Genomic DNA, 19,588 nt, shown 5'->3' with positions numbered 1-19,588 from the left:
TTCCTTACGCGGCGTCCTCGAACTGGGCGTAGCCGGACGCTTCCAGCTCCAGCGCCAGTTCCTTGCCACCGCTCTTCACGACACGGCCTTTTGACATCACGTGCACGACGTCAGGCACGATATAGTTCAGCAGCCGCTGATAATGGGTGATGACGACCATCGCGCGCTTGGGCGAATGCAGCGCGTTGACGCCGTCGGCTGCAATGCGCAGCGCGTCGATGTCGAGGCCGGAATCCATCTCGTCGAGGATGCACAGGCTCGGCTCGAACAGCGCCATCTGCAGCACCTCATTGCGCTTCTTCTCGCCGCCGGAGAAGCCGACATTGACACCGCGCTTGAGCATGTCCTGCGGGATGTTCAGCGACTTCGAGACTTCGCGGACTTTCTTCAAAAAGTCGGGCGTCGAATATTCGCCCTCGCCGCGCGCCTTGCGCTGCGCGTTCAGCGCGGTGCGCAGGAAATTCATGGTGGAGACGCCGGGGATCTCGACCGGATACTGGAACGCCAGGAACACGCCCTTGGCGGCCCGTTCGTTGGGCGCCATCGCGAGCAGGTCTTCGCCCTTGAACAGGATCTCGCCGTCGGTGACCTCGTAACCAGGCTTGCCGGCGATGACGTGGGACAGCGTCGATTTGCCGGAGCCGTTCGGCCCCATGATCGCGTGGATCTCGCCCTCGTTCACGGTCAGCGTCAACCCATGGAGGATCTCACGCTCCTCGACACGAACCTTGAGGTCTTTCACTTCAAGCAAAGCCATCTTGGTGTCCAGTTTATTCAAATGATGCATAGGGCGCGCGACGCGCGCCGCGAGGGCCGGCGCTAGCCGACCGATCCTTCAAGCGAGATCGAGATCAGCTTCTGCGCTTCCACCGCGAATTCCATCGGCAGTTGCTGCAGCACGTCCTTGACGAAGCCGTTGACGACGAGGCCGACCGCCTCCTCCTGCGTGAGGCCGCGCTGGATGCAGTAGAACAGCACGTCCTCGGAGATCTTGGACGTGGTGGCCTCGTGCTCGAACGTCGCCGACGAGTTCTTGGCTTCGATGTAGGGCACGGTGTGCGCGCCGCATTTGTCGCCGATCAACAGCGAATCGCAGGCGGTGAAGTTGCGCGCGCCGGTCGCCTTGCGATGCGCCGTCACGAGGCCGCGATAGGTGTTCTGCGATCTGCCGGCGGCGATGCCCTTGGAGATGATACGGCTCGACGTGTTCTTGCCGAGATGGATCATCTTGGTGCCGCTGTCGACCTGCTGATAGCCATTCGAGATCGCGATCGAATAGAATTCACCACGCGAATTGTCGCCCCGCAGGATGCAGCTCGGATACTTCCAGGTGATCGCCGAACCTGTCTCGACCTGGGTCCAGGAGATCTTGGAATTGTTGCCGCGGCAGTCACCACGCTTGGTGACGAAATTGTAGATGCCGCCTTTGCCTTCCGAATTGCCGGGATACCAGTTCTGCACCGTCGAATATTTGATCTCGGCGTCGTCGTGCGTGACGAGTTCGACCACGGCCGCGTGCAGCTGGTTCTCGTCGCGCTGCGGCGCGGTGCAGCCCTCGAGATAAGAGACGTAGGAGCCCTTGTCGGCAATGATCAGCGTGCGCTCGAACTGGCCAGTGTTGCGCTCGTTGATGCGGAAGTAGGTGGACAGTTCCATCGGGCAGCGCACGCCCGGCGGCACGTAAACGAACGAGCCGTCCGAGAACACCGCCGAGTTCAGCGTTGCGTAGAAATTGTCCGACGTCGGCACCACGGATCCCAGATATTTCTGCACCAGCTCGGGATGCTCGCGGATCGCCTCCGAGATCGGCATGAAGATCACGCCGGCCTTCTTCAGCTCGGCCTTGAAGGTGGTCGCAACCGAGACCGAATCGAACACCGCGTCGACCGCGATCTTGCGCCTGTTGGGGTCTTCCTCGCCGGGCTTCGGCTCGACGCCTTCGAGCATGGCGACTTCCCGCAAGGGGATGCCGAGCTTTTCGTAGGTCTTGAGGATCTCCGGATCGATCTCGTCGAGCGAGGTGATCGTCTTCTTCGGCTTCGGGGCCGAATAATAATAAAGGTCCTGGAAGTCGATCTTGGGATAGTCGACGCGGGCCCAGGTCGGTTCGGTCATGGTCAGCCAGCGCCGATAGGCCTCGAGCCGCCACTGGAGCATCCAGGCGGGTTCGTTTTTCTTCTCGGAGATGAACTTGACGGTCTCTTCCGACAGCCCCTTGGGGGCCTTGTCGGACTCGATCAGGGTCTCAAACCCATAACGATACTGATCGACGTCGATGCGCTTCACGCGCTCGACCGTCTCTTGCACGGCTGGCATTCTATCCTCCGCTCGCGGTTTCAAGGACCGCGGTGGATCATCAAACTCGGACGACTATTACGATGTTTCTTGGCGGGACGCACGCGCTTAGAACCGTTCAAGGCGTGTTTCATCGCTTATCCCTTAAGTAGGGTATTACCGAGCTTTCGCCAAGCCTCTAACGCCCTGTTGATGTCATCCGGCTCCGTGGACCAGCCCAGACTGAGACGCACCGCTCCTTGGGCGACGGTCGGATCATACCCCATTGCCGACAACACGTGGGACGGCTGCACCTTGCCCGAGGAACAGGCAGATCCCGAGGACACCGCGACACCTTCGAGGTCGAAACCGATCACCGCCGTCTCGGCTTTCAACCCGGGAGCCGTGAAAAGAACGGTGTTAGGTAACCGCCCAACATCACTTGAGAAGACCGTTGCACCCGCCATGGAGCGAATGCCATTTTCCAAGCGATCTCTTAGGCTTGCCATCCGCTCCGCATCCTCGGGCAAAGCCTGAAGGGCGACCCGCACCGCTGCGCCGAAGCCGGCAATACCGGCGACATTCTCGGTTCCGGCGCGCCGGTTGAGCTCCTGCCCGCCGCCTCGGAGCAACGGCTCAAGTCCGGCCACGCCCTCGGCCACGACCAGCGCGCCGACCCCCTTGGGGCCGCCGATCTTGTGTGCAGAAAAGGTCGCAAGGTCTGCGCCGATCACTTTGATATCAAATGAGATTTTTCCAAACGCCTGGATTGCGTCGACGTGCAGCAGGCCGCCAGCCCCGTGAACGATTCCCGCGGCCTCGGCGATGGGCTGCAGCGCGCCCGTCTCGTTGTTGGCCGCCATGATGGAGACCAGCGCCGGCGGGCCGTCGCCGAGCAGCGCCTTCAAATGGTCGAGGTCGATCACGCCGGAGCGCGTGACCCTGATCTGACCGATCTGATCGGTCGGGAACCGGCCGCCCGCCAGCACCGAAGCATGCTCGACGGCCGAGACCAGAAGCCGCTCGACAGGCCCGCCAGAGGGCCCTCGAAGGCCCGGTGACAGCGCCAGCGCGTTGGCTTCGGTTCCCGTGGAGGTAAAAACCGCGTTCCGCGGCAGCGCGCCGACGGAGGTCGCAAGCAGGGCCCGCGCGTCCTCGACAAGGCGCCGCGCCTCGCGCCCCTCGGCATGAACCGAGGACGGATTGCCGATGAGCTCGGAGGCTGCGAGCATCGCGCTTCGGGCCTCGGCGCGAAGCGGCGTGGTCGCATTCCAGTCGAGATAGATGCGGCTCGGCATGACGTGTTATGTTACCATTCGGACCAGGCTGCTTCGCCCGCACTGGTACCCGACATGGGCCCCCGGGCAGCGCTTGGCAATCTCGATTCCCAATCGCCTTCGCGCGATGACGGCCATGACACGCTAACGTCTTGAGCCGATTGCGGGATGTTCAAGATGCTTGCTTTTTGACCCTCGCCTCATGTTAGAACGCGCGCGTCAGTTCGCCGCGCGCCGCTCGCGCATCATCCGAGGGCGCCGCTCCACCCTTCCAATCGCGGTTTGATCGGCCCAGCAGCCGAAGAAATCCGCACAATCGGTTGATTGTTGAAGAGCGTCTTCAAGGGATCAATCAAGAGATCATCATGCCTGAAGTTATTTTCACCGGCCCCGCCGGCCGTCTCGAAGGCCGCTACCATCCGGCCAAGCAGAAGAACGCGCCGATCGCGATGGTCCTGCATCCGCATCCGCAGTTCCACGGCACGATGAATCATCAGATCATCTACCAGTGCTACTATGCGTTCGCGCATCGCGGCTTCTCGGTGCTGCGGTTCAATTTCCGCGGCGTCGGCCGCAGCCAGGGCTCGTTCGACCACGGCACTGGCGAATTGTCGGACGCGGCCGCGGCGCTCGATTGGGCGCAGACCATCAATCCCGAAGCGCGCGCCTGCTGGGTTGCCGGCTTCTCCTTCGGCGCCTGGATCGGCATGCAGCTGCTGATGCGCCGCCCCGAAGTCGAGGGCTTCATCTCGATCGCGCCGCCCGCCAACCTCTACGACTTCTCGTTCCTCGCGCCCTGCCCGTCCTCGGGGCTGATCGTGCATGGCGAGAAGGACGCGGTGGTGCCGCCCAAGGACGTCAACACGCTGGTCGAGAAGCTGAAGACCCAGAAGGGCATCGTGATCGACCAGCAGGTCATCCCGGGCGCCAACCACTTCTTCGACGCCAAGCTCGAGCCGCTGATGGAAACCATTACCGCCTATCTCGACATGCGCCTCGCCAACGTGCGCTGAGCTTTCCGTGGGCGCGTTCATCGCATTGTTGCGTGCCGTGAATGTCGGCGGCACCGGCAAATTGCCGATGAGCGAACTGAAGGCCATGTGCGAGGAGCTCGGCTACGCCGCCGTGCGCACCTATATTGCAAGCGGCAACGTCGTCTTCACAAGCCGCAAGTCGCAATCTGCGATCAAGACCGCACTCGAAAAGCGGTTGCACGCCTATGCCGGCGCGCCGGTCGGCGTGCTCGTGCGCAGCGCCGCCGAGATGGCGCAGGTCTTGGCCGATAATCCGTTTCCAAAGGCCGCGCCCAACCGTACCGTCGCGATCTTCCTCGACAAGGCGCCGCCAGCGGATGCGCTTGCCGGCATTCGCGGCCAGAACAAGGAGGAGGTCCGCCTCGGCGGCCGCGAGATCTACGTGCATTACGGCGACGGCATGGGCACGTCGAAGCTGGTCATCCCCGCCGCCAAGACCGGCACCGCGCGCAACATGAAAACGATCGCGACGCTCGCGAAAATGGCCGCAGAGCTCTAGGCCAGCTTGAGCGCCGCGATCCCCGTCAGCACCAGCACGATCCCCGCGATCTTCATCGCGCTCAGCGCCTCGCCGAACAGCACCACTCCCATGACGAAGGTGCCGGCGGCGCCGATGCCGGTCCAGACCGAATAGGCGACGCCGACCTCGAGCACCTTCAAGGCACGCCCGAGCAGGACAACGAAGGCGACGAGCAGCACGAGCGAAACGACGCTCCAGCCAGCGCGCGTGTAGCCTTCCGCATATTTCATCGAGATCGCCCAACCGACATCGAGTGCGCCTGCGATCACCAGCATCAGCCAGGCCATGGATTGCGACATCGGCGTGGGCTCAGGCCGCAAGCTTGAGCAGATGCGCGTCGTGGCGCACGAGGAAGGCGCGCAGCAATTGCGGATAGTCCGCGCCCACCGCAGTACGGACGCTCGGACGCTTCGCCAGTTCGGCGCGCCATGCGCGGACCTTCGGCACATCGCGGAAAATGCCGTGGTCGGTCAGCTCGTCGAACAGATCGAAGTAGCGGAAGACGGGGGCGAACACGGCGTCGACGAGACTGAACGCTTCGCCAGCAAAATAAGGACCGGCACCGAGCGCCGCTTCGACCCGGGCGAACTTCACCATCAGCGCCTGGCGCTTGCTCTCGAACGTCGCCGCATCGGTCGTGGTCTCCAGGCCCCAGAGATCGGCGAGCACTGCTGAACCGAACTCCATCCACGCCCGGTGCTCGGCACGCTCCAAGTCATCCGCCGGATGCAGTCTCACGCCGCCTTGCGTCTCCTCGATGTACTCGCAGATCACGTTGCTCTCGAACAGCGCGACCTCGCCCTTCTCGCTCGTCACGACCAGCACCGGCACCTTGCCGAGCGGCGACAGTTTGAGAAACCAGTCGGGCTTATTGGCGAGATCGATGTCGACCCGCTCGAACGGCACGCCCTTCTCGTTGAGCGCGATCACCGCGCGCTGCACATAGGGGCAAAGCTTGTGGCTGATCAGTTTCAGTGAAGCGGTCATGGCGAGAATCCCGACGGTTAGATGCAACTGCATCAAAGATAGATGCATGTGCATCTACCTGTCAAGATCAATGCATCTGCATCATCCCGCCTATGATCTCAAGGCCGCGCGATCACCCCGCCCGTCATCGGCATCGGCACGCCCGTGGTCCCGGGATACGACAGCGGCAGGCCCTTCAGGCCGCGCGCGGCGAGGAAGCCGAAGGCCTGCGCCTCGATGGCGTCGGAGGCCCAGCCGACTGCCTCCGCGGCCTCGACAGTGGCGGACCCAACGCGCTCCCGCAGCATCTGGAGCATGGTCCGGTTGCGGGCGCCGCCGCCGCAGACGATCCAGCTCCGCGGCCTGCGTGGCAGCAGCGGGATGACGCGGGCGATGGCCGCCGCGGTGAAGGCGGTCAGCGTTGCGGCGCCGTCGGCCGGCAGGACATCGCCGAGCTTCAGCGCGGCAAAATCGTTGCGGTCGAGCGATTTCGGCGGCGGGCTTGCGAAGAACGGCAGCTGCAGCGCCCGCGCGATCCAGGCCTCGTCCGCCTTGCCGAGGGCTGCGAGCTTTCCGTCCGCGTCGAACGCCTGATTCATGGTGCGGTACATGAAATCGTCGAGCAACGCGTTGCCGGGTCCGGTGTCGCAGGCGATCAGCGTGTCGTTGCCGTCGATATAGGTGATGTTGGAGACGCCGCCGATATTGACCACGATGATCGGCCCTTCGCGCTCCAGCGAATGGGCGAGCGCGCGGTGATAAACCGGCACTAATGGCGCGCCCTGCCCGCCGGCCTCGACGTCGGCGGCGCGAAAATCATGCATCACGGGGATATGGATCGCCCTGGCCAGCGCCGGTGCGTCGCCGATCTGCACCGTCAGCCGCTTCTCGGGGCGGTGCAGCACGGTCTGGCCGTGGAAGCCGACGATGTCGATGTCTTCCGGCTTCATCCGGTTCTGGGCGACGAAGGCGGCCACCGCCTCGGCATGCGCGAGCGTCACTGCGCGTTCGGCCTCGGCCAGAACTCCCGGCCTAGCATCGCGTTGGGCCAGGTGCACGGCCTCGCTCAGCGCCTGACGCAGCAGGTTGCGCTCCGCCGGGCTATACGGCCGGTAGCCGGACGGCCCGAATGCCTTCACCTGCTTTCCGTCGGTTTCGATCAGCGCAACATCCACCCCGTCCAGCGAGGTGCCGCTCATCAAACCGAGTGTCGTCAACATCATGGATCAGCGTCCTCAAGAGACCCTTCCGGCATGCCGATCTTGTGCCAGAGGGACACATCTTATAATGCCACAGGCCAAAGTAGCGGGCAGCAACCGAGTTCCCACGGATGACCCTTAAATTGCTCCCAAAACAGTAAACCAAGAATTGTCAGGCGCGCCGACAAATGACTGCATTCAAATCGGATTTCCTCAACACGCTGCAGGAACGTGGATTCATCCACCAATGCTCCGATTTCGAGGGGCTGGACGCCCTCGCCGCCAAGGGCGAGGCGACGGCTTATGTCGGTTACGATTGCACCGCCCGCTCGCTGCACATCGGCAACTACCTGACCATGATGATGCTGCACTGGCTGCAGCAGTCCGGCAACAAGCCGATCACGCTGATGGGCGGCGGCACAACCATGGTCGGCGATCCCTCCGGAAAGGACGAGACGCGCGCGATCCGCACCGTCGCCGAGATCGAGGCCAACAAGGAATCGATCCGCGGCGTGTTCGCAAAGGTGCTGCGCTATGGCGGGGGCAAGAGCGACGCCATCATGCTCGACAATGCCGAGTGGCTGACAAAGCTCAACTACATCGAGATGCTGCGCGACGTCGGGCGGCATTTCTCGGTCAACCGCATGCTGACGATGGACTCCGTGCGCCTGCGCCTCGAGCGCGAGCAGGAGATGAGCTTCATCGAGTTCAACTACATGATCTGCCAGGCCTACGACTTCGTCGAGCTCGCCAGGCGGACCGGCTGCAACTTGCAGATGGGCGGCTCCGACCAGTGGGGCAACATCATCATGGGCGTCGATCTCGGCCGCCGCATGGGCACGCATCAGCTGTTCGCCCTGACGACGCCGCTGCTGACGACGGCGTCGGGGGCCAAGATGGGCAAGACCGCTCAGGGCGCGGTCTGGCTCAACGCCGACCAGTTCTCGCCGTATGATTTCTGGCAGTACTGGCGCAACACCGAAGACGCCGACGTCGGCAAGTTCCTCAAGCTGTTCACGACGCTGCCAATGACCGAGATCAGGAAGCTCGAGGCGCTCGGAGGCTCCGAGATCAACGAGGCCAAGAAGGTGCTCGCCACCGAGGCGGCCGCGCTCCTGCATGGCCGCGACGCAGCGAACGAGGCGGCCGAGACCGCGCGCCGCACCTTCGAGGAAGGCGCGCTGGCCGAGAGCCTGCCGACCGTGGAAATTCCGCGCGGCGAGTTCGACGCCGGCCTCGGCGTGCTCAACGCCTTCGTCAAGGCGGGCCTCGTTGCCTCCAACGGCGAAGCACGGCGCCAGATCAAGGGCGGCGGCCTGCGCGTCAATGACGAGCCCGTCACCGACGAGAAGATGGCGTTGTCGGCGGCCGACCTGACGCCGGAAGGCGTGGTCAAGCTGTCGTTCGGCAAGAAGAAGCACATCCTCCTGAGGCCTGCATAGGCGTATGAGCTTTTCGCTGCTTGTCAGGGCGCGCTGAAGCGCGCTCCCTGATCGGCAATGGACCAGAACACGCTAGAGGAACAGTCCAAGCAAGCGACCAGGGAACGCGTCACGGCGACGCCGCAGGGCGTCGTGCGCACCGCGCTGGTGGTGCTCGCGCTCTGCTTCACACTCGCCGTGCTCGGCCGCGGCCTCAGCGAAAGCTTCACCGTCTTCCTGAAGCCGATCTCGGAAAACTTTGGCTGGGATCGCGCCCAAGTGGTCTCGATCTATTCGCTGACGTGGCTCGTCAGCGGACTGACGGCGCCGTTGGTCGGGCGCCTGTTCGATCATTCCGGACCGCGCATCGTCTATGCACTGGGCCTTTTGCTGCTCGGCTCGGCCTTCCTGATCGCAAGCCACGCGCAGTCACTCTGGCAGTTCCAGCTCTCGATCGGACTCTGCGTCGGCATTGGCGTCGCCTTCATCGGCAATGTGCCGAACTCGATCCTGCTGGGCCGCTGGTTCGGCCCAAAACTCCCGACCGCGATGGCGGTGGTCTACTCGGCCATGGGTGGCGGCGTGCTGGCGCTGCTGCCGGCCTCGCAGCTTTTGATCGATCATCTGGGGTGGCGCGAAACCTACCAGCTGTTCGGCTTCGCCGCGCTCGGCCTGCTGGTGCCGCTCATGCTGCTGCCATGGCGGCTGTTCGCCTCGGGCTCGCCGCAGATCGCGAAGAAGACCGATCCGGATTTCGTCGATCACGGCTGGACCCTTCCGAGCGCGATGCGCCATCACGCCTTCTGGGCGCTGTTCTCGACATTCTTCTTCACCGCGGTCGGCATGTATGCGATCGCCGCCCAGATCGTGGCCTATTTGATCGATGCCGGCTTTCCACCGCTGCAGGCCGCCACGGCCTGGGGCTTCTCCGGCATCGTGCTGGTGTTTGGCATGCTAGGCGTGTCCGCGCTCGACGGCCTGATCGGTCGCCGGCCGTCGGTGCTGCTCAGCTACGCGATCTCGATCCTCGGCATCTTCCTGCTGTGGCTGTTGCAATACTCCGCCAATTTCCTCCTGCTCACCGGATTCGTGGTCTGCTTCGGCAGCATGATGGGCTCACGTGGACCGCTGATCACGGCGACCGCGATGAAGATCTTTGGGGGCAAGCGCGTCGGCACCATCTACGGCACCATCTCGATCGGCAGCGGGCTCGGCTCGGCTTTCGGCACCTGGAGCGGCGGCCTGATCCATGACGCGACCCATGGCTACAACGCGCTGCTCGCCTTCGCACTCGCGAGCGTGGTGCTCGGGATGATCCCGTTCCTGGTCGTGCCCGCCTTGCGGCGGTAGGTCTCCTGAAGGTAACTTGAGCGCATTCGCGTCACCGGGAAATTACGGATGGGCACGACGCGAACAGCTACGAAGATGTGGATCGCACGCGGCTGAAAGTCCTTCCTGCGGTGTTTTGTCCGACATGACAAAAATGTCAGCGCAAATTGCCCTTGGGCGGCTTGCAGGGCGGAACTGAATGCGGTCCTAGTCGCAGCATTGGATGGAGGGCACAAACCAATGAACTTTCCCTATCTCGTTCGCTTTCAACCGGTTCTCTTGAGCCTGTTTCGCTTCATCACCGGCCTGCTGCTGTTCCAGTACGGTGTCGCCAAGCTGTTCAAGTTTCCGGTGCTTCCCTACTTCGCAAACATCCCGCCGATCATCTACGCAGCCGGTACGCTTGAGCTCGTGCTTGGCGCGTTGCTGATGATCGGCCTGTTTACCCGCCTCGCGGCATTCATCCTCTCGGGTGAGATGGCCTTCGCCTATTTCATGGGGCACATGTTCAAGGGCGAAACGCCGGTGTTCCTGCCGCTGCTCAATGGTGGCACCGCGGCGATCCTGTTCTGCTTCGCCTGCCTCTACCTCTCGGCAGCCGGCGGCGGCTCGGTCAGCGCCGATGCGGCGATGGGCAAGGACTAGCGGCGCGTTCGCGCGGCGCTGAGGCGTCAGCGATTGATTCGCGAATGAAGAGATGGCATCCGTATGTTCACGGGTGCCATCTCAGCGCGAGCCCAGCACGTTCCAGACCAGGACGAGGACCGCGACCAGCAGCATCGACATGATGAGGCGGTGAACGAATCGGTTCATTGCCGCTCCCAACGGATTAGGTCGCGACTAAAGACCCACACGATTTTTCTCCGAGTTGACGCGCCATGCGCCCGAGAAGCGCATGACGACCTGCATGTTTGCGCACGCGGCTGCGCACGCAGCTTGCGCAGCAGCCGTCGCACGCGTCCATTCATGATTGGTAAGAATTTCATGCTACCGACGCGAGCAACAATAACCATTCCGTCGAGGCCGTGATGAAGCTGCTGAGTCACCTCAAGATCCGCACCAAGCTCGCCAGCATGGTCTGTCTTTCGGCACTCACGGTCACGGCCATCATCGGGGTGTCGTCCGTGCTCAGCAAGAGCCGCATGCTGGAGGATCGCGTTCAGCAGATGCGGACCGCGGTCGACATGCTCCACAACCTCGCCCAATCACTCGAAGAGGAGGTCGGCGCCGGCAAGCTGACGCAGGCCGAAGCGAAAATCCAGTTCCATCTGCGCGGCCGCCGCATGAGCTTCAATGGCGGCCAAGGCTATCCGGTGGTCTATAACGCCGATACCTCGATCCTGATCAATGGCGCGAACCAGCAGCTCGAAGGCAAGATCACGGGCGCCAAGGACTCCAACGGTGTCCTCATCGCAGATGCGATCGTAACGGCCGGCAACCAGGCTGCTCAGGGCGGCGTAACCTCATATCTCTACCCCCGCCCCGGCCAGACGGAGCCCGTCCGCAAGACCGTTTTCGCGCGCAAATTCGCGCCCTGGAACGCGACGATCAGCTACGGCCTCTATGTCGACGACATCGACGCCGACGTGCGAGCCTTGACGCTGGAGCTGGGGGCGATTGGCATCGGCTTGATGCTGCTGATGGCGACACTGTCCTGGCTGATCGCCCGCGACGTGCTCGGCGCGCTCGATCGCCAGAAGAACCGCATGCAGGCCATTTCCGAAGGCGCCATCGACACGGCGGTCGAGGAGACCGGTCGCGGCGACGAGATCGGCCGCATGGCCGAGACCCTCGAAGTGCTCAGGCAGACCGCGCTGACGGCCCGCAAGCTGGAGGCGGAGCAGGTCGCCACCAAGACCCGCAGCGAACAGGAGAAGCGCGACGCGCTGATCTCGCTTGCCGACCGGTTCGATGCCTCCGTCGGCCAGCTCGTCGGCCTGATGGCCTCGGGCTCCGGCGAGCTGGAGGTCACCGCCAAGTCGATGTCGTCGACCGCGGAAGGCACCAACCGCCGCGCCGCCGTCGTCGGCTCGGCCGCCACCGAAGCCAGCCAGCGCGTCCAGACGGTCGCGGCCGCGGCCGAGGAGCTCTCCTCCTCCATCACCGAGATCAGCCGTCAGGTCGCGCAGTCCGCCGTGGTCACCGGCCGCGCCGTGGACAGCGCCCGCCGCACCGACACCATCGTGCGCGCCCTCTCGGACGGCGCCCAGCAGATCGAGCACGTCGCCGAGCTGATTTCCAGCATCGCGGCGCAGACCAATCTGCTCGCGCTCAATGCCACCATCGAGGCCGCACGCGCCGGTGAAGCCGGCCGCGGCTTTGCTGTCGTCGCTTCGGAGGTGAAGTCGCTGGCGAGCCAGACTGCAGAAGCCACCCGCGAGATCGGCGACAAGATCGCCCAGATCCAGGGCGCGACCAAGGAAGCGGTGGACGCCATCGGCGGCATCACCGCCACCATCGAGGAGGTCAGCCGGATCGCGACCTCGATCGGCGCCGCGATCGAGGAGCAAGGCGCCGCCACGGCCGAGATCGCCCGCAGCGTCTCCCAGACGGCCGAGGCAACCCAGGAAGTCACCACCAATATCGGGGGCGTCAGTACGGCAGCGAACGAGACCGGCAATGCCGCAGGCATGGTGCTCGCAGCAGCCTCAAACCTCTCCAAGCAGGCCGAGCAGCTCTCTGGCGAAGTCGGGACTTTCCTGGCGGGCGTGCGCGCGGCGTAAGGCGGCGCGGAAACCAAGGTGTAGCCTCGCCACTAACGTCGCGCGAGGGTGCAGCCGCTCGATAGCTGGCGCGTCGATCCGGTCGAGCCATCGTTCGACTGCGACGGGAATTCCTCGAACGGCGAGTTCTGTTTGCCGGTGTTGAATTCGAAGATCTTGCGGAACAGACCGGGGGCCATCGCCGAAATCGGGTTGACGCGCATTACGGGCGCTGCCGGCGTGCCGACGACCTCGTAGGTCACGCCGATCAATCCTTCATTGTTGCCGCCGCCGAGGAAGATGCCGAACAACGGGATCTGGCCGAAGATGTTGTTGACGCCGTACATCGGGACGAAGGTGCCGCTCATACAAACCTGGTTGCCGGGAAAGTCGATTGAGCCCTCGATGGTGGCGCCGATCATCGGCCCCTTGACCACGCCGTCGCGGATCGTGAGCGCGCCGTTCTGCCGCGTGAACTCCGCGCGCATCGCCGTGAAGGCTACGCCGTTCTGGGCGCCGTTGGGAGCCCCCGCCGCGACGCGATCGAGTTGCTCCATTCCCTTGACCGAGAAGTCACGCACATTGATCAGTCCTTCCCGTGTCGTAGGCTCGGACGTCGGCGGCTCCATCGCCACCACCATCTGGCCGCCGAAGACCTTGTTGGTGGTGTCTGTGAAGCGCAGGAAGTTGCCGGCATCGCTGGTCTGGAGATAGATGACCTCGCGGTTGCCCTGGGCGCGGCCGCCGCGCAGGTCGGCTGCCACGGGCGTGTCTTTTCCGATCCTGCCGCTCAGCGTGAAGGCTTTGACCGCACCATTGCGCCGCGACATCTTGGCGTCGACGCTGCGCATCGCCTCGCCGTTGAAACCCATGACGGCGCCGAGCTTCACGTCGATGTCGAAATCGAGGTTCTTCGTCTTGCTCTTGGCATCGTCCTTGGAATTGCCTGAGATCGCCGACTTCAGGAAGCCGCGGCCGTCGAATACGTCGCCGCGCATCGTACCCTTGAGCACGCCGTCCTGGCTGCGCTCCACTTTCAGTGAGGCCTTGTCGCCGTCGGATGGCGCGTAGGTCGGGAAGTTCGCGTTCATGAGCTCGCCGTTGGCATCGACCTCGAGCGCCCCCTTGATCGAGGCGCCGCCGCCTTCGATGACGATGTCCTCCAGACGCGTCGATTGCGCCGTCGGCACCACCTTGAAGCTGGCCTTGCCCGCTCTGCCCGGCAGCTTGACCCAGCCGGGCAGGATGTTGTCGAGCTTGACCGAGGTCAGGTCGGCCTCGATGCCGAGCTTCGTCGTCTGGTCGGGTCCCCCGGCGATCTTGCCCGACAGCCTGATCGGCACCGATCCGCTGACGGCGGGACCCAGATCGAATCCGAGGCGCGCGCGGCTCGCATCGTCCAGCGTGGTCTGCAGTTTGACGTCCGCATCGCCCTCGGCCGGCTTGCGGTAATCGAGCGAGGCCGCCTGCCCGTTGATCTTGACGTCGCCCTTGACCTGATAGCCCTGGTTGCTCGCGACGATCTTGAGGTTGTTGGCCTCCAGCTTTTGGTTCATCACCAGCTTGTCGGCACCAAAACCGTTGAGATCGGCCGTAACGCTGTAGGTGGTGTCGGCTTTGGTCAGCTCGCCCTTGACCGGCAGCCCAAGCTGGACGTTCGCCGAGAACGTCCCCTTGCTAGTATTGGGATCGATGACGGTCGACGACAGATCGCTCAAGCGATCGTTGGAAAGCATTTCGGCGGCCGCAGGCACCGGACCTTCGACACGAAACCTCGTCCGCGACGGCGACGGCTTGGGCGCCATATCGGGCACCTCGAAAACAAAGTCGGAAATCGTGACCTTGCGCCCCGCCGGCGTATCGGCAATGCCCTGCCCGATATTCACCGTCGCGGTGCGGCCGGTCACGCGCGCCTTCAAATCGGCATCGTGCACCACGGGCAGGCCATCGACGGGGCGAACCGTGACACCGCTCGCCACGATATTGACCGACAAGCCGTCGTCGGGAATGGGTGGGCCCTTGCGCGGAAGATTCTTCGTCGGCGAATTAACGCCGATCTCGATGCGCTGGAGCGTTCCACGCTCGATCCGCTCGATCACCCATTCGCGCAACTCGGGAACGACAAGGGTCGGCCACATCCGCTTGAGCGCGGAGGCCGACATCGGCGTTCCCGCGAAACCCAATGTCAGCCGCGGCTCGCCCGAATAGTCGATGGCACCGGTGCCGGCGACGCCGATCTCTCCGTTGGAGATATCGGCCTGCGTCAACAGCAGCCTCTTGTGGTCGGTGTCGAAGCGGAAGCCGATCGCAATACGGTTGAAGACCAGCGGCGGCTCGTTGTCGATGCCGCCGAGCAGGATCGAACCGCCGCTGAAACCGAGCTGCCAGTCATTCACGGTGCCGTTGGGCGGCTCGACATGAGCCAGAAGCGTCAGACGGTTCGCGCCCGAGAGGACCTTGAACGGAGCGACCAGCACCCGCCGATTGGCGTCCCACTCGACATTGATCTCGGCCGAGTCGATCGCCATCGGATAATCGGGCGTATCGGTGTCGATGATGTTGCCCGCACCGACCGTGATCTTGCCGCGAAAGAAAGTCGGCACGCCGTCGCGGCCGAGCTCGCCCTTGAGCTCGCCGGTCAGCGGCAGGTCGGCGGTGTAGGTGAGGTCCTTCACCCGCAGCGCCAGCAGGATGTTGGCGGTCGAGACCTTGTCGGCGCGGATATCGACCGAGCGCACGCCGTTCTCGGTGGGGCCGATCGTGGCACGCAACGACCACGGACGCGCGCCCTCTTCACCGAGGCTGAGCGCGACGCCGCCACGGCTCGGTCGGCGCAGGCTGAGCGTGATGTTCTCAAACGTCCATTTGCTGCCGCGCTGCTGGTCGTCGACGATCAGATTGCCGTTCTTCAGGCCGATCTCGTTGAGATTCTGGCCGTCGAGGCCGGTCATGCTCAGACTGTCGAGCCAGTCGAGGCCCTGAAGAATGCCAGTCGGGGACGTGGCCTGGGGCGCGGCTTGCGGTGCGTCGGAGGTCGCAGGCTCGGTGGCGAATGGCGGCGGTGGCACACCGTTGCGCGGGAAAGTCGGCGGCAGTCCCGCGTCCCTTTTGGAGGCGACGCCGGTTGCGAGCGGCTTTGCGGTGTCGCCGGCCGATACCGTGACGGTGCCGTCAGGCGCGATCCGGATTGCGAGCTCGGCATCGACGAGGTTGAGGCTTTCGGCGCGCAGATGCCCCATCAGCAGGCCCGCACCCGACAGCTTCACCTCGGCCTTCGGCGCGGTGGCGACAATGACGTGATCGTGGTCGCGCACGACGATATCACGGATGCGCACGGCGATGCGGATCCGCCCGGCCCGCTCGATCTGCGTGCCGCCGACCTCCACGGTGTTGCCGTGACCGATATTGTCCTCGATCGCGGCCGCGAGCCACGGCGTCGCAATGTCGAGATTGATGGGACCGGCGCCGAGCCGCCACCACAGCGCGCCGAAACAGCCGACGAAGATGACGACCAGGACACCGACGACCACGGCCACGCGCTTCAGCCAGCGACCGCCGCCCAACCAGCGGCGCAACGGCCCAAACCCGTCAGCGAAGCGATGGAAGCCCGAATTGGAACGCGACAACAGCCGGCGCGCCCGATGGCCCGCCGCCGCTTCCTGATCCGGATCCCAGTCGGCGTCGTCCCATTGCTGCTGCTCTGGTTGGCTGCCGCGCCGATCCAAATCCCGATTGTAATCCTGGGGCGACGTATTCCTTGCCATTGCCTCTCGATACAGGCGCCCGTCGTGGGATTGAGCGCCGCCGGGGCCGCAGCCGTCGACGGGAAGCGAAGCTTCCCGCGCCGGCATTGCCGCCATACCTCGAATATTCCTTCTGTTCGTCATGTCGCCCCGGGAGCGCGTTCAACGAGCAGTGGGGTGGTGCGTGGAATTCCTTGTAACCAGACTCCGGCGTCGTCAGACTCGCCCCGCCGAGGGCACGATTCCGGCATAGCGGAAAAGGGCTGCAATACCGCTTTGGTTGACCCGCCGAAAGCGACGAAAGGAAGGCGTATGTCCAAGAAATCCCGAAAGAAATCGTCCAAAACGCCCTCCGTCACTCCGACGGCTAAAAAGACGCCCGTGAAAGCGCGGGCTGCGACTCAAACCAAGCTCGCGAAAACACAGCGGACACCGGCGAGCAAATCAACTGGGACCATAGCAAAGACAACATCGCATAAGGCCGCATCGAAACGGTTAAATTCTTCCAAATCGGCATCCGCGCCTGAAACGGCGGCGAAGGCCGGCTTGGCTGAGGGGCAGAAGGCTCCCGCCTTCCGCCTGCCCCGCGACGGCGGCGGCGTCGTCGCGCTGTCGGATTATGCCGGCCAGAAGCTGGTCCTGTTCTTCTATCCCCGCGCCGACACGCCAGGCTGCACCAGGAAGGCCATCGATTTCACCCGGCTCACCGGCGCCTTCGCCAAGGCTGGCACCGCCGTGCTCGGCATTTCCGCCGATCCGGTCAAGGCTCAGGACAAGTTCCGCGACAAGCACGGTCTCGGCGTGCCCCTCGTCTCGGATGAGACGCACGAGATGCTGGAGGCCTACGGCGCCTGGGGCGAAAAGTCCATATATGGCAAGAGCTTCCTGGGAATTCTTCGCACCACGATGCTGCTTGGCGCCGACGGCAAGATCGCCCGGATCTGGCGCAATGTCCGGGTCGACGGCCACGCCGACGAGGTGCTGGAAGCCGCAAGGAGCCTTTAACCAATCATTTAAATTCAAGGGGTTCCGTTTCCGGAAAATTAACCATGACCGGCCCAGATTGCCGCGGCAATTAGGCCGCACGGACTCATCCGATCGGCGCGGGAGTGCCGATGTCGAAAAGTTCTGCCCAACTCTCGCAGTACCCCCAACATCACCCGCACGACCATGGACGGGCCTTTCATCGCCGTGCCGCCGCAGTGGCAACCGCGCTTCCCCTTCCGGACACCGACGACGCCTACACCATCGTGCATCACGGCAAGCAGGTTCGCCTGGGACCTGTGGTGTTCTGGATCGTGGTCGGCACTGTCGTGTTGCTCGGGCTCTGGTCGGCCGCAACCGCGACCTATTTCGCCTTCCGCGACGACGTCCTCACCCGGCTGATCGCCCGGCAGGCCGAGATGCAATACGCCTATGAGGACCGCATTGCCGAGCTCCGCGCCAAGGTCGACCGCACCACCAGCCGGCAGCTGCTCGACCAGGAGCAGTTTGACCAGAAGCTCGACCAGATCATGAAGCGCCAGACGGCGCTGGAGTCCCGTGCCACAGCGCTCGGGTCCATGCCGGACGTGACCGGATCAATTCCCCGCTCCACCCCGCAGCGTGGCGATGCCAGCCAGACGACGCAGGGCACGCCAAAGCCCTCGCCGATCAGCGACACCGTGATCTTCGTGGCGCCGCCGGATCGGGAAGCGCGGCTCGAGTCGCGCGCGCCGACCCTCGCAGCTCCGCCCGTCAATCAATTCGCCAAGAACCAGGGGTTCGACAACGTCGTCGTTCGGCTCACGACCTCGCTGGACCAGGTCGAGCGTCGCCAGATGGCGGCGCTCAACGCCGTCGAGGAAGGCATGGATTCGCGCATGCGCCGGATGCGCGGCGTCGTCAGCGATCTCGGCCTGAACCTCGCAAATCTCGAAGCCGCCGTGCCGCGCACCGCGATGGGCGGGCCGTTCGTGCCTGTTAAAATCACCGCCAGTTCGGGGCCGTTCGAGAAGCAGCTCTATCGCATCAACAACACCCGAGCCGAGATGGACCGGCTCAATCGCACGCTCGCGCTCGTGCCCTATCGCAAGCCCGTCATCGGCGAGGTCGAGTTCACCTCCGGCTTCGGCGTGCGCAGCGATCCGTTCCTCGGCCGGCCTGCGATGCATACCGGGCTCGACTTCCGCGCCGCGAGCGGCGATCCCGTTCGCGTCACCGCCAACGGCAAGGTCGTCTCGGCCGGCTGGTCCGGCGGCTACGGCCGCATGATCGAGGTCGATCACGGCAATGGCCTTGCGACGCGCTATGGCCATCTCTCCGAGATCAATGTCCGGGTCGGCGAGATCGTGAGAATCGGCCAGGTCGTTGGTCTCGTCGGGTCGACCGGCCGTTCCACCGGGCCGCATCTGCACTATGAAACCCGGATCGACGGCGAAGCGGTCGATCCGCAGAAGTTCTTGCGCGCCGGCGTGCGACTCAGCGCGGGCTAGGCTCGTTGAGAGCGCGCTCGTCTCGTCCCAGGTTTACATGGCGGAACTTCGGAGTTCCCTTCGCGTTAGGTCGCAGGTCCTCAATGGCGCGATCTTCTGATGCAACAGATCCATACGAAAGCTCGTCCGGCCAAGGGCAAAGCGGACCAGCCACGTAACAACGCGGCTCAACTCTTCAGCGATATTGCTAACCGAACATCTCAAGCGGCCGGGCGAGCGCTGACATTCATGATTGCAGCCGGCATCATCCTGGTTTGGGCGGTCACCGGTCCCATCTTCCATTACTCCGACACATGGCAGTTGGTGATCAACACCGGCACCACCATCGTGACATTCCTGATGGTCTTCCTGATTCAGAATTCCCAGAATCGCGATAGCGCGGCCATTCAGGTGAAGCTCGACGAACTGATCCGGGTGAGCGCGGTGCAAAATTCCTTCGTGGGAATTGAGCATTTGACCGACGACGAGCTCGACGAGATCCGCACCAAATGTGAGCTTCGCGCCAAGGCCGAAAAGGTCGGAGACGAGACAGTCAAGAATACCGGCAAGAAGGCGAAACGCGCCGCCGATCTCGTCACCGAATAAGCGGACGGATGCCGGGAACGACGAGGTGCGCAGCTTCGTTCGCAATCGCAACGCTTCGGCAGGC

16 protein-coding genes are annotated in these 19,588 nt (G+C 63.9%); 9 read left to right on the top strand and 7 right to left on the bottom strand.

What is annotated here, in order from left to right; all coding sequences use genetic code 11:
• Nucleotides 1–4: 4 nt before the first annotated feature.
• The 3 genes from sufC to IVB36_RS02585 form a co-directional block, all read right to left on the bottom strand.
• Complete coding sequence (sufC, locus tag IVB36_RS02595) at nt 5–757, bottom strand: Fe-S cluster assembly ATPase SufC (protein WP_007609807.1); 753 nt, start codon at nt 755–757, stop codon at nt 5–7.
• Nucleotides 758–819: 62 nt separating this feature from the next.
• Entirely contained in the window at nt 820–2,316 is a 1,497-nt protein-coding gene (gene sufB, locus IVB36_RS02590) for a Fe-S cluster assembly protein SufB (protein ID WP_007609805.1), read from the bottom strand.
• Between the two features lie 116 nt (nt 2,317–2,432).
• The gene (locus tag IVB36_RS02585; protein ID WP_247390520.1) at nt 2,433–3,572 is read right to left on the bottom strand and encodes a cysteine desulfurase family protein; all 1,140 of its coding nucleotides are present in this window, start codon (nt 3,570–3,572) and stop codon (nt 2,433–2,435) included.
• 344 nt (nt 3,573–3,916) lie between these two features.
• On the opposite strand from IVB36_RS02585, the gene IVB36_RS02580 reads away from it, so the two are divergent.
• Both IVB36_RS02580 and IVB36_RS02575 read left to right on the top strand, forming a co-directional pair.
• Nucleotides 3,917–4,564 (top strand): alpha/beta hydrolase, encoded by a 648-nt coding sequence (locus IVB36_RS02580; protein WP_007591562.1) that lies wholly within the window; start codon nt 3,917–3,919, stop codon nt 4,562–4,564.
• A gap of 7 nt (nt 4,565–4,571) precedes the next feature.
• Nucleotides 4,572–5,084 carry a DUF1697 domain-containing protein gene (locus IVB36_RS02575; RefSeq protein ID WP_247390517.1) on the top strand — a complete coding sequence of 171 codons (513 nt, stop codon included), beginning with the start codon at nt 4,572–4,574 and terminating at the stop codon, nt 5,082–5,084.
• Here the strand turns inward: IVB36_RS02575 and IVB36_RS02570 are convergent.
• From IVB36_RS02570 to IVB36_RS02560, 3 genes are all read right to left on the bottom strand, one after another.
• Nucleotides 5,081–5,404 (bottom strand): multidrug efflux SMR transporter, encoded by a 324-nt coding sequence (locus IVB36_RS02570; RefSeq protein WP_247390515.1) that lies wholly within the window; start codon nt 5,402–5,404, stop codon nt 5,081–5,083. The two genes, IVB36_RS02575 and IVB36_RS02570, sit on opposite strands and share 4 nt — an antisense overlap.
• Before the next feature lie 10 nt (nt 5,405–5,414).
• Entirely contained in the window at nt 5,415–6,092 is a 678-nt protein-coding gene (locus IVB36_RS02565) for a glutathione S-transferase family protein (RefSeq protein WP_247390512.1), read from the bottom strand.
• Nucleotides 6,093–6,190: 98 nt separating this feature from the next.
• Nucleotides 6,191–7,294, bottom strand: coding sequence for an anhydro-N-acetylmuramic acid kinase (locus tag IVB36_RS02560; RefSeq protein ID WP_247390510.1), 1,104 nt, complete (start codon nt 7,292–7,294; stop codon nt 6,191–6,193).
• A gap of 164 nt (nt 7,295–7,458) precedes the next feature.
• On the opposite strand from IVB36_RS02560, the gene tyrS reads away from it, so the two are divergent.
• The 4 genes from tyrS (at nt 7,459) to IVB36_RS02540 (ending at nt 12,743) form a co-directional block, all read left to right on the top strand.
• Nucleotides 7,459–8,712 carry a tyrosine--tRNA ligase gene (gene tyrS, locus IVB36_RS02555; RefSeq protein ID WP_247390508.1) on the top strand — a complete coding sequence of 418 codons (1,254 nt, stop codon included), beginning with the start codon at nt 7,459–7,461 and terminating at the stop codon, nt 8,710–8,712.
• Nucleotides 8,713–8,769: 57 nt separating this feature from the next.
• Nucleotides 8,770–10,041 carry an MFS transporter gene (locus IVB36_RS02550; RefSeq protein ID WP_247390506.1) on the top strand — a complete coding sequence of 424 codons (1,272 nt, stop codon included), beginning with the start codon at nt 8,770–8,772 and terminating at the stop codon, nt 10,039–10,041.
• Nucleotides 10,042–10,260: 219 nt separating this feature from the next.
• Nucleotides 10,261–10,665, top strand: a complete 405-nt coding sequence (locus tag IVB36_RS02545) for a DoxX family protein (protein WP_018454461.1) — start codon at nt 10,261–10,263, stop codon at nt 10,663–10,665.
• A 383-nt stretch (nt 10,666–11,048) separates the two neighbouring features.
• Nucleotides 11,049–12,743 (top strand): methyl-accepting chemotaxis protein, encoded by a 1,695-nt coding sequence (locus tag IVB36_RS02540; protein ID WP_018454462.1) that lies wholly within the window; start codon nt 11,049–11,051, stop codon nt 12,741–12,743.
• Between the two features lie 32 nt (nt 12,744–12,775).
• Here the strand turns inward: IVB36_RS02540 and IVB36_RS02535 are convergent, their stop codons facing one another.
• The gene (locus IVB36_RS02535; RefSeq protein WP_204513931.1) at nt 12,776–16,573 is read right to left on the bottom strand and encodes a DUF3971 domain-containing protein; all 3,798 of its coding nucleotides are present in this window, start codon (nt 16,571–16,573) and stop codon (nt 12,776–12,778) included.
• A 204-nt stretch (nt 16,574–16,777) separates the two neighbouring features.
• On the opposite strand from IVB36_RS02535, the gene IVB36_RS02530 reads away from it, so the two are divergent.
• The 3 genes from IVB36_RS02530 (at nt 16,778) to IVB36_RS02520 (ending at nt 19,524) form a co-directional block, all read left to right on the top strand.
• A complete protein-coding gene (locus tag IVB36_RS02530; protein WP_247390503.1) occupies nt 16,778–17,470 on the top strand; it encodes a peroxiredoxin in 693 nt (230 codons plus the stop codon).
• 110 nt (nt 17,471–17,580) lie between these two features.
• Entirely contained in the window at nt 17,581–18,939 is a 1,359-nt protein-coding gene (locus IVB36_RS02525; protein WP_198957644.1) for a M23 family metallopeptidase, read from the top strand.
• 99 nt (nt 18,940–19,038) lie between these two features.
• A complete protein-coding gene (locus tag IVB36_RS02520) occupies nt 19,039–19,524 on the top strand; it encodes a low affinity iron permease family protein (protein ID WP_026232740.1) in 486 nt (161 codons plus the stop codon).
• Nucleotides 19,525–19,588: the final 64 nt, after the last annotated feature.

Origin of the sequence: Bradyrhizobium sp. 35, from assembly GCF_023073215.1 — a bacterium.
GTDB classification, from domain to species: Bacteria; Pseudomonadota; Alphaproteobacteria; order Rhizobiales; family Xanthobacteraceae; genus Bradyrhizobium; species Bradyrhizobium canariense_D.
This window is presented reverse-complemented; position numbering and strand designations above follow the sequence as displayed.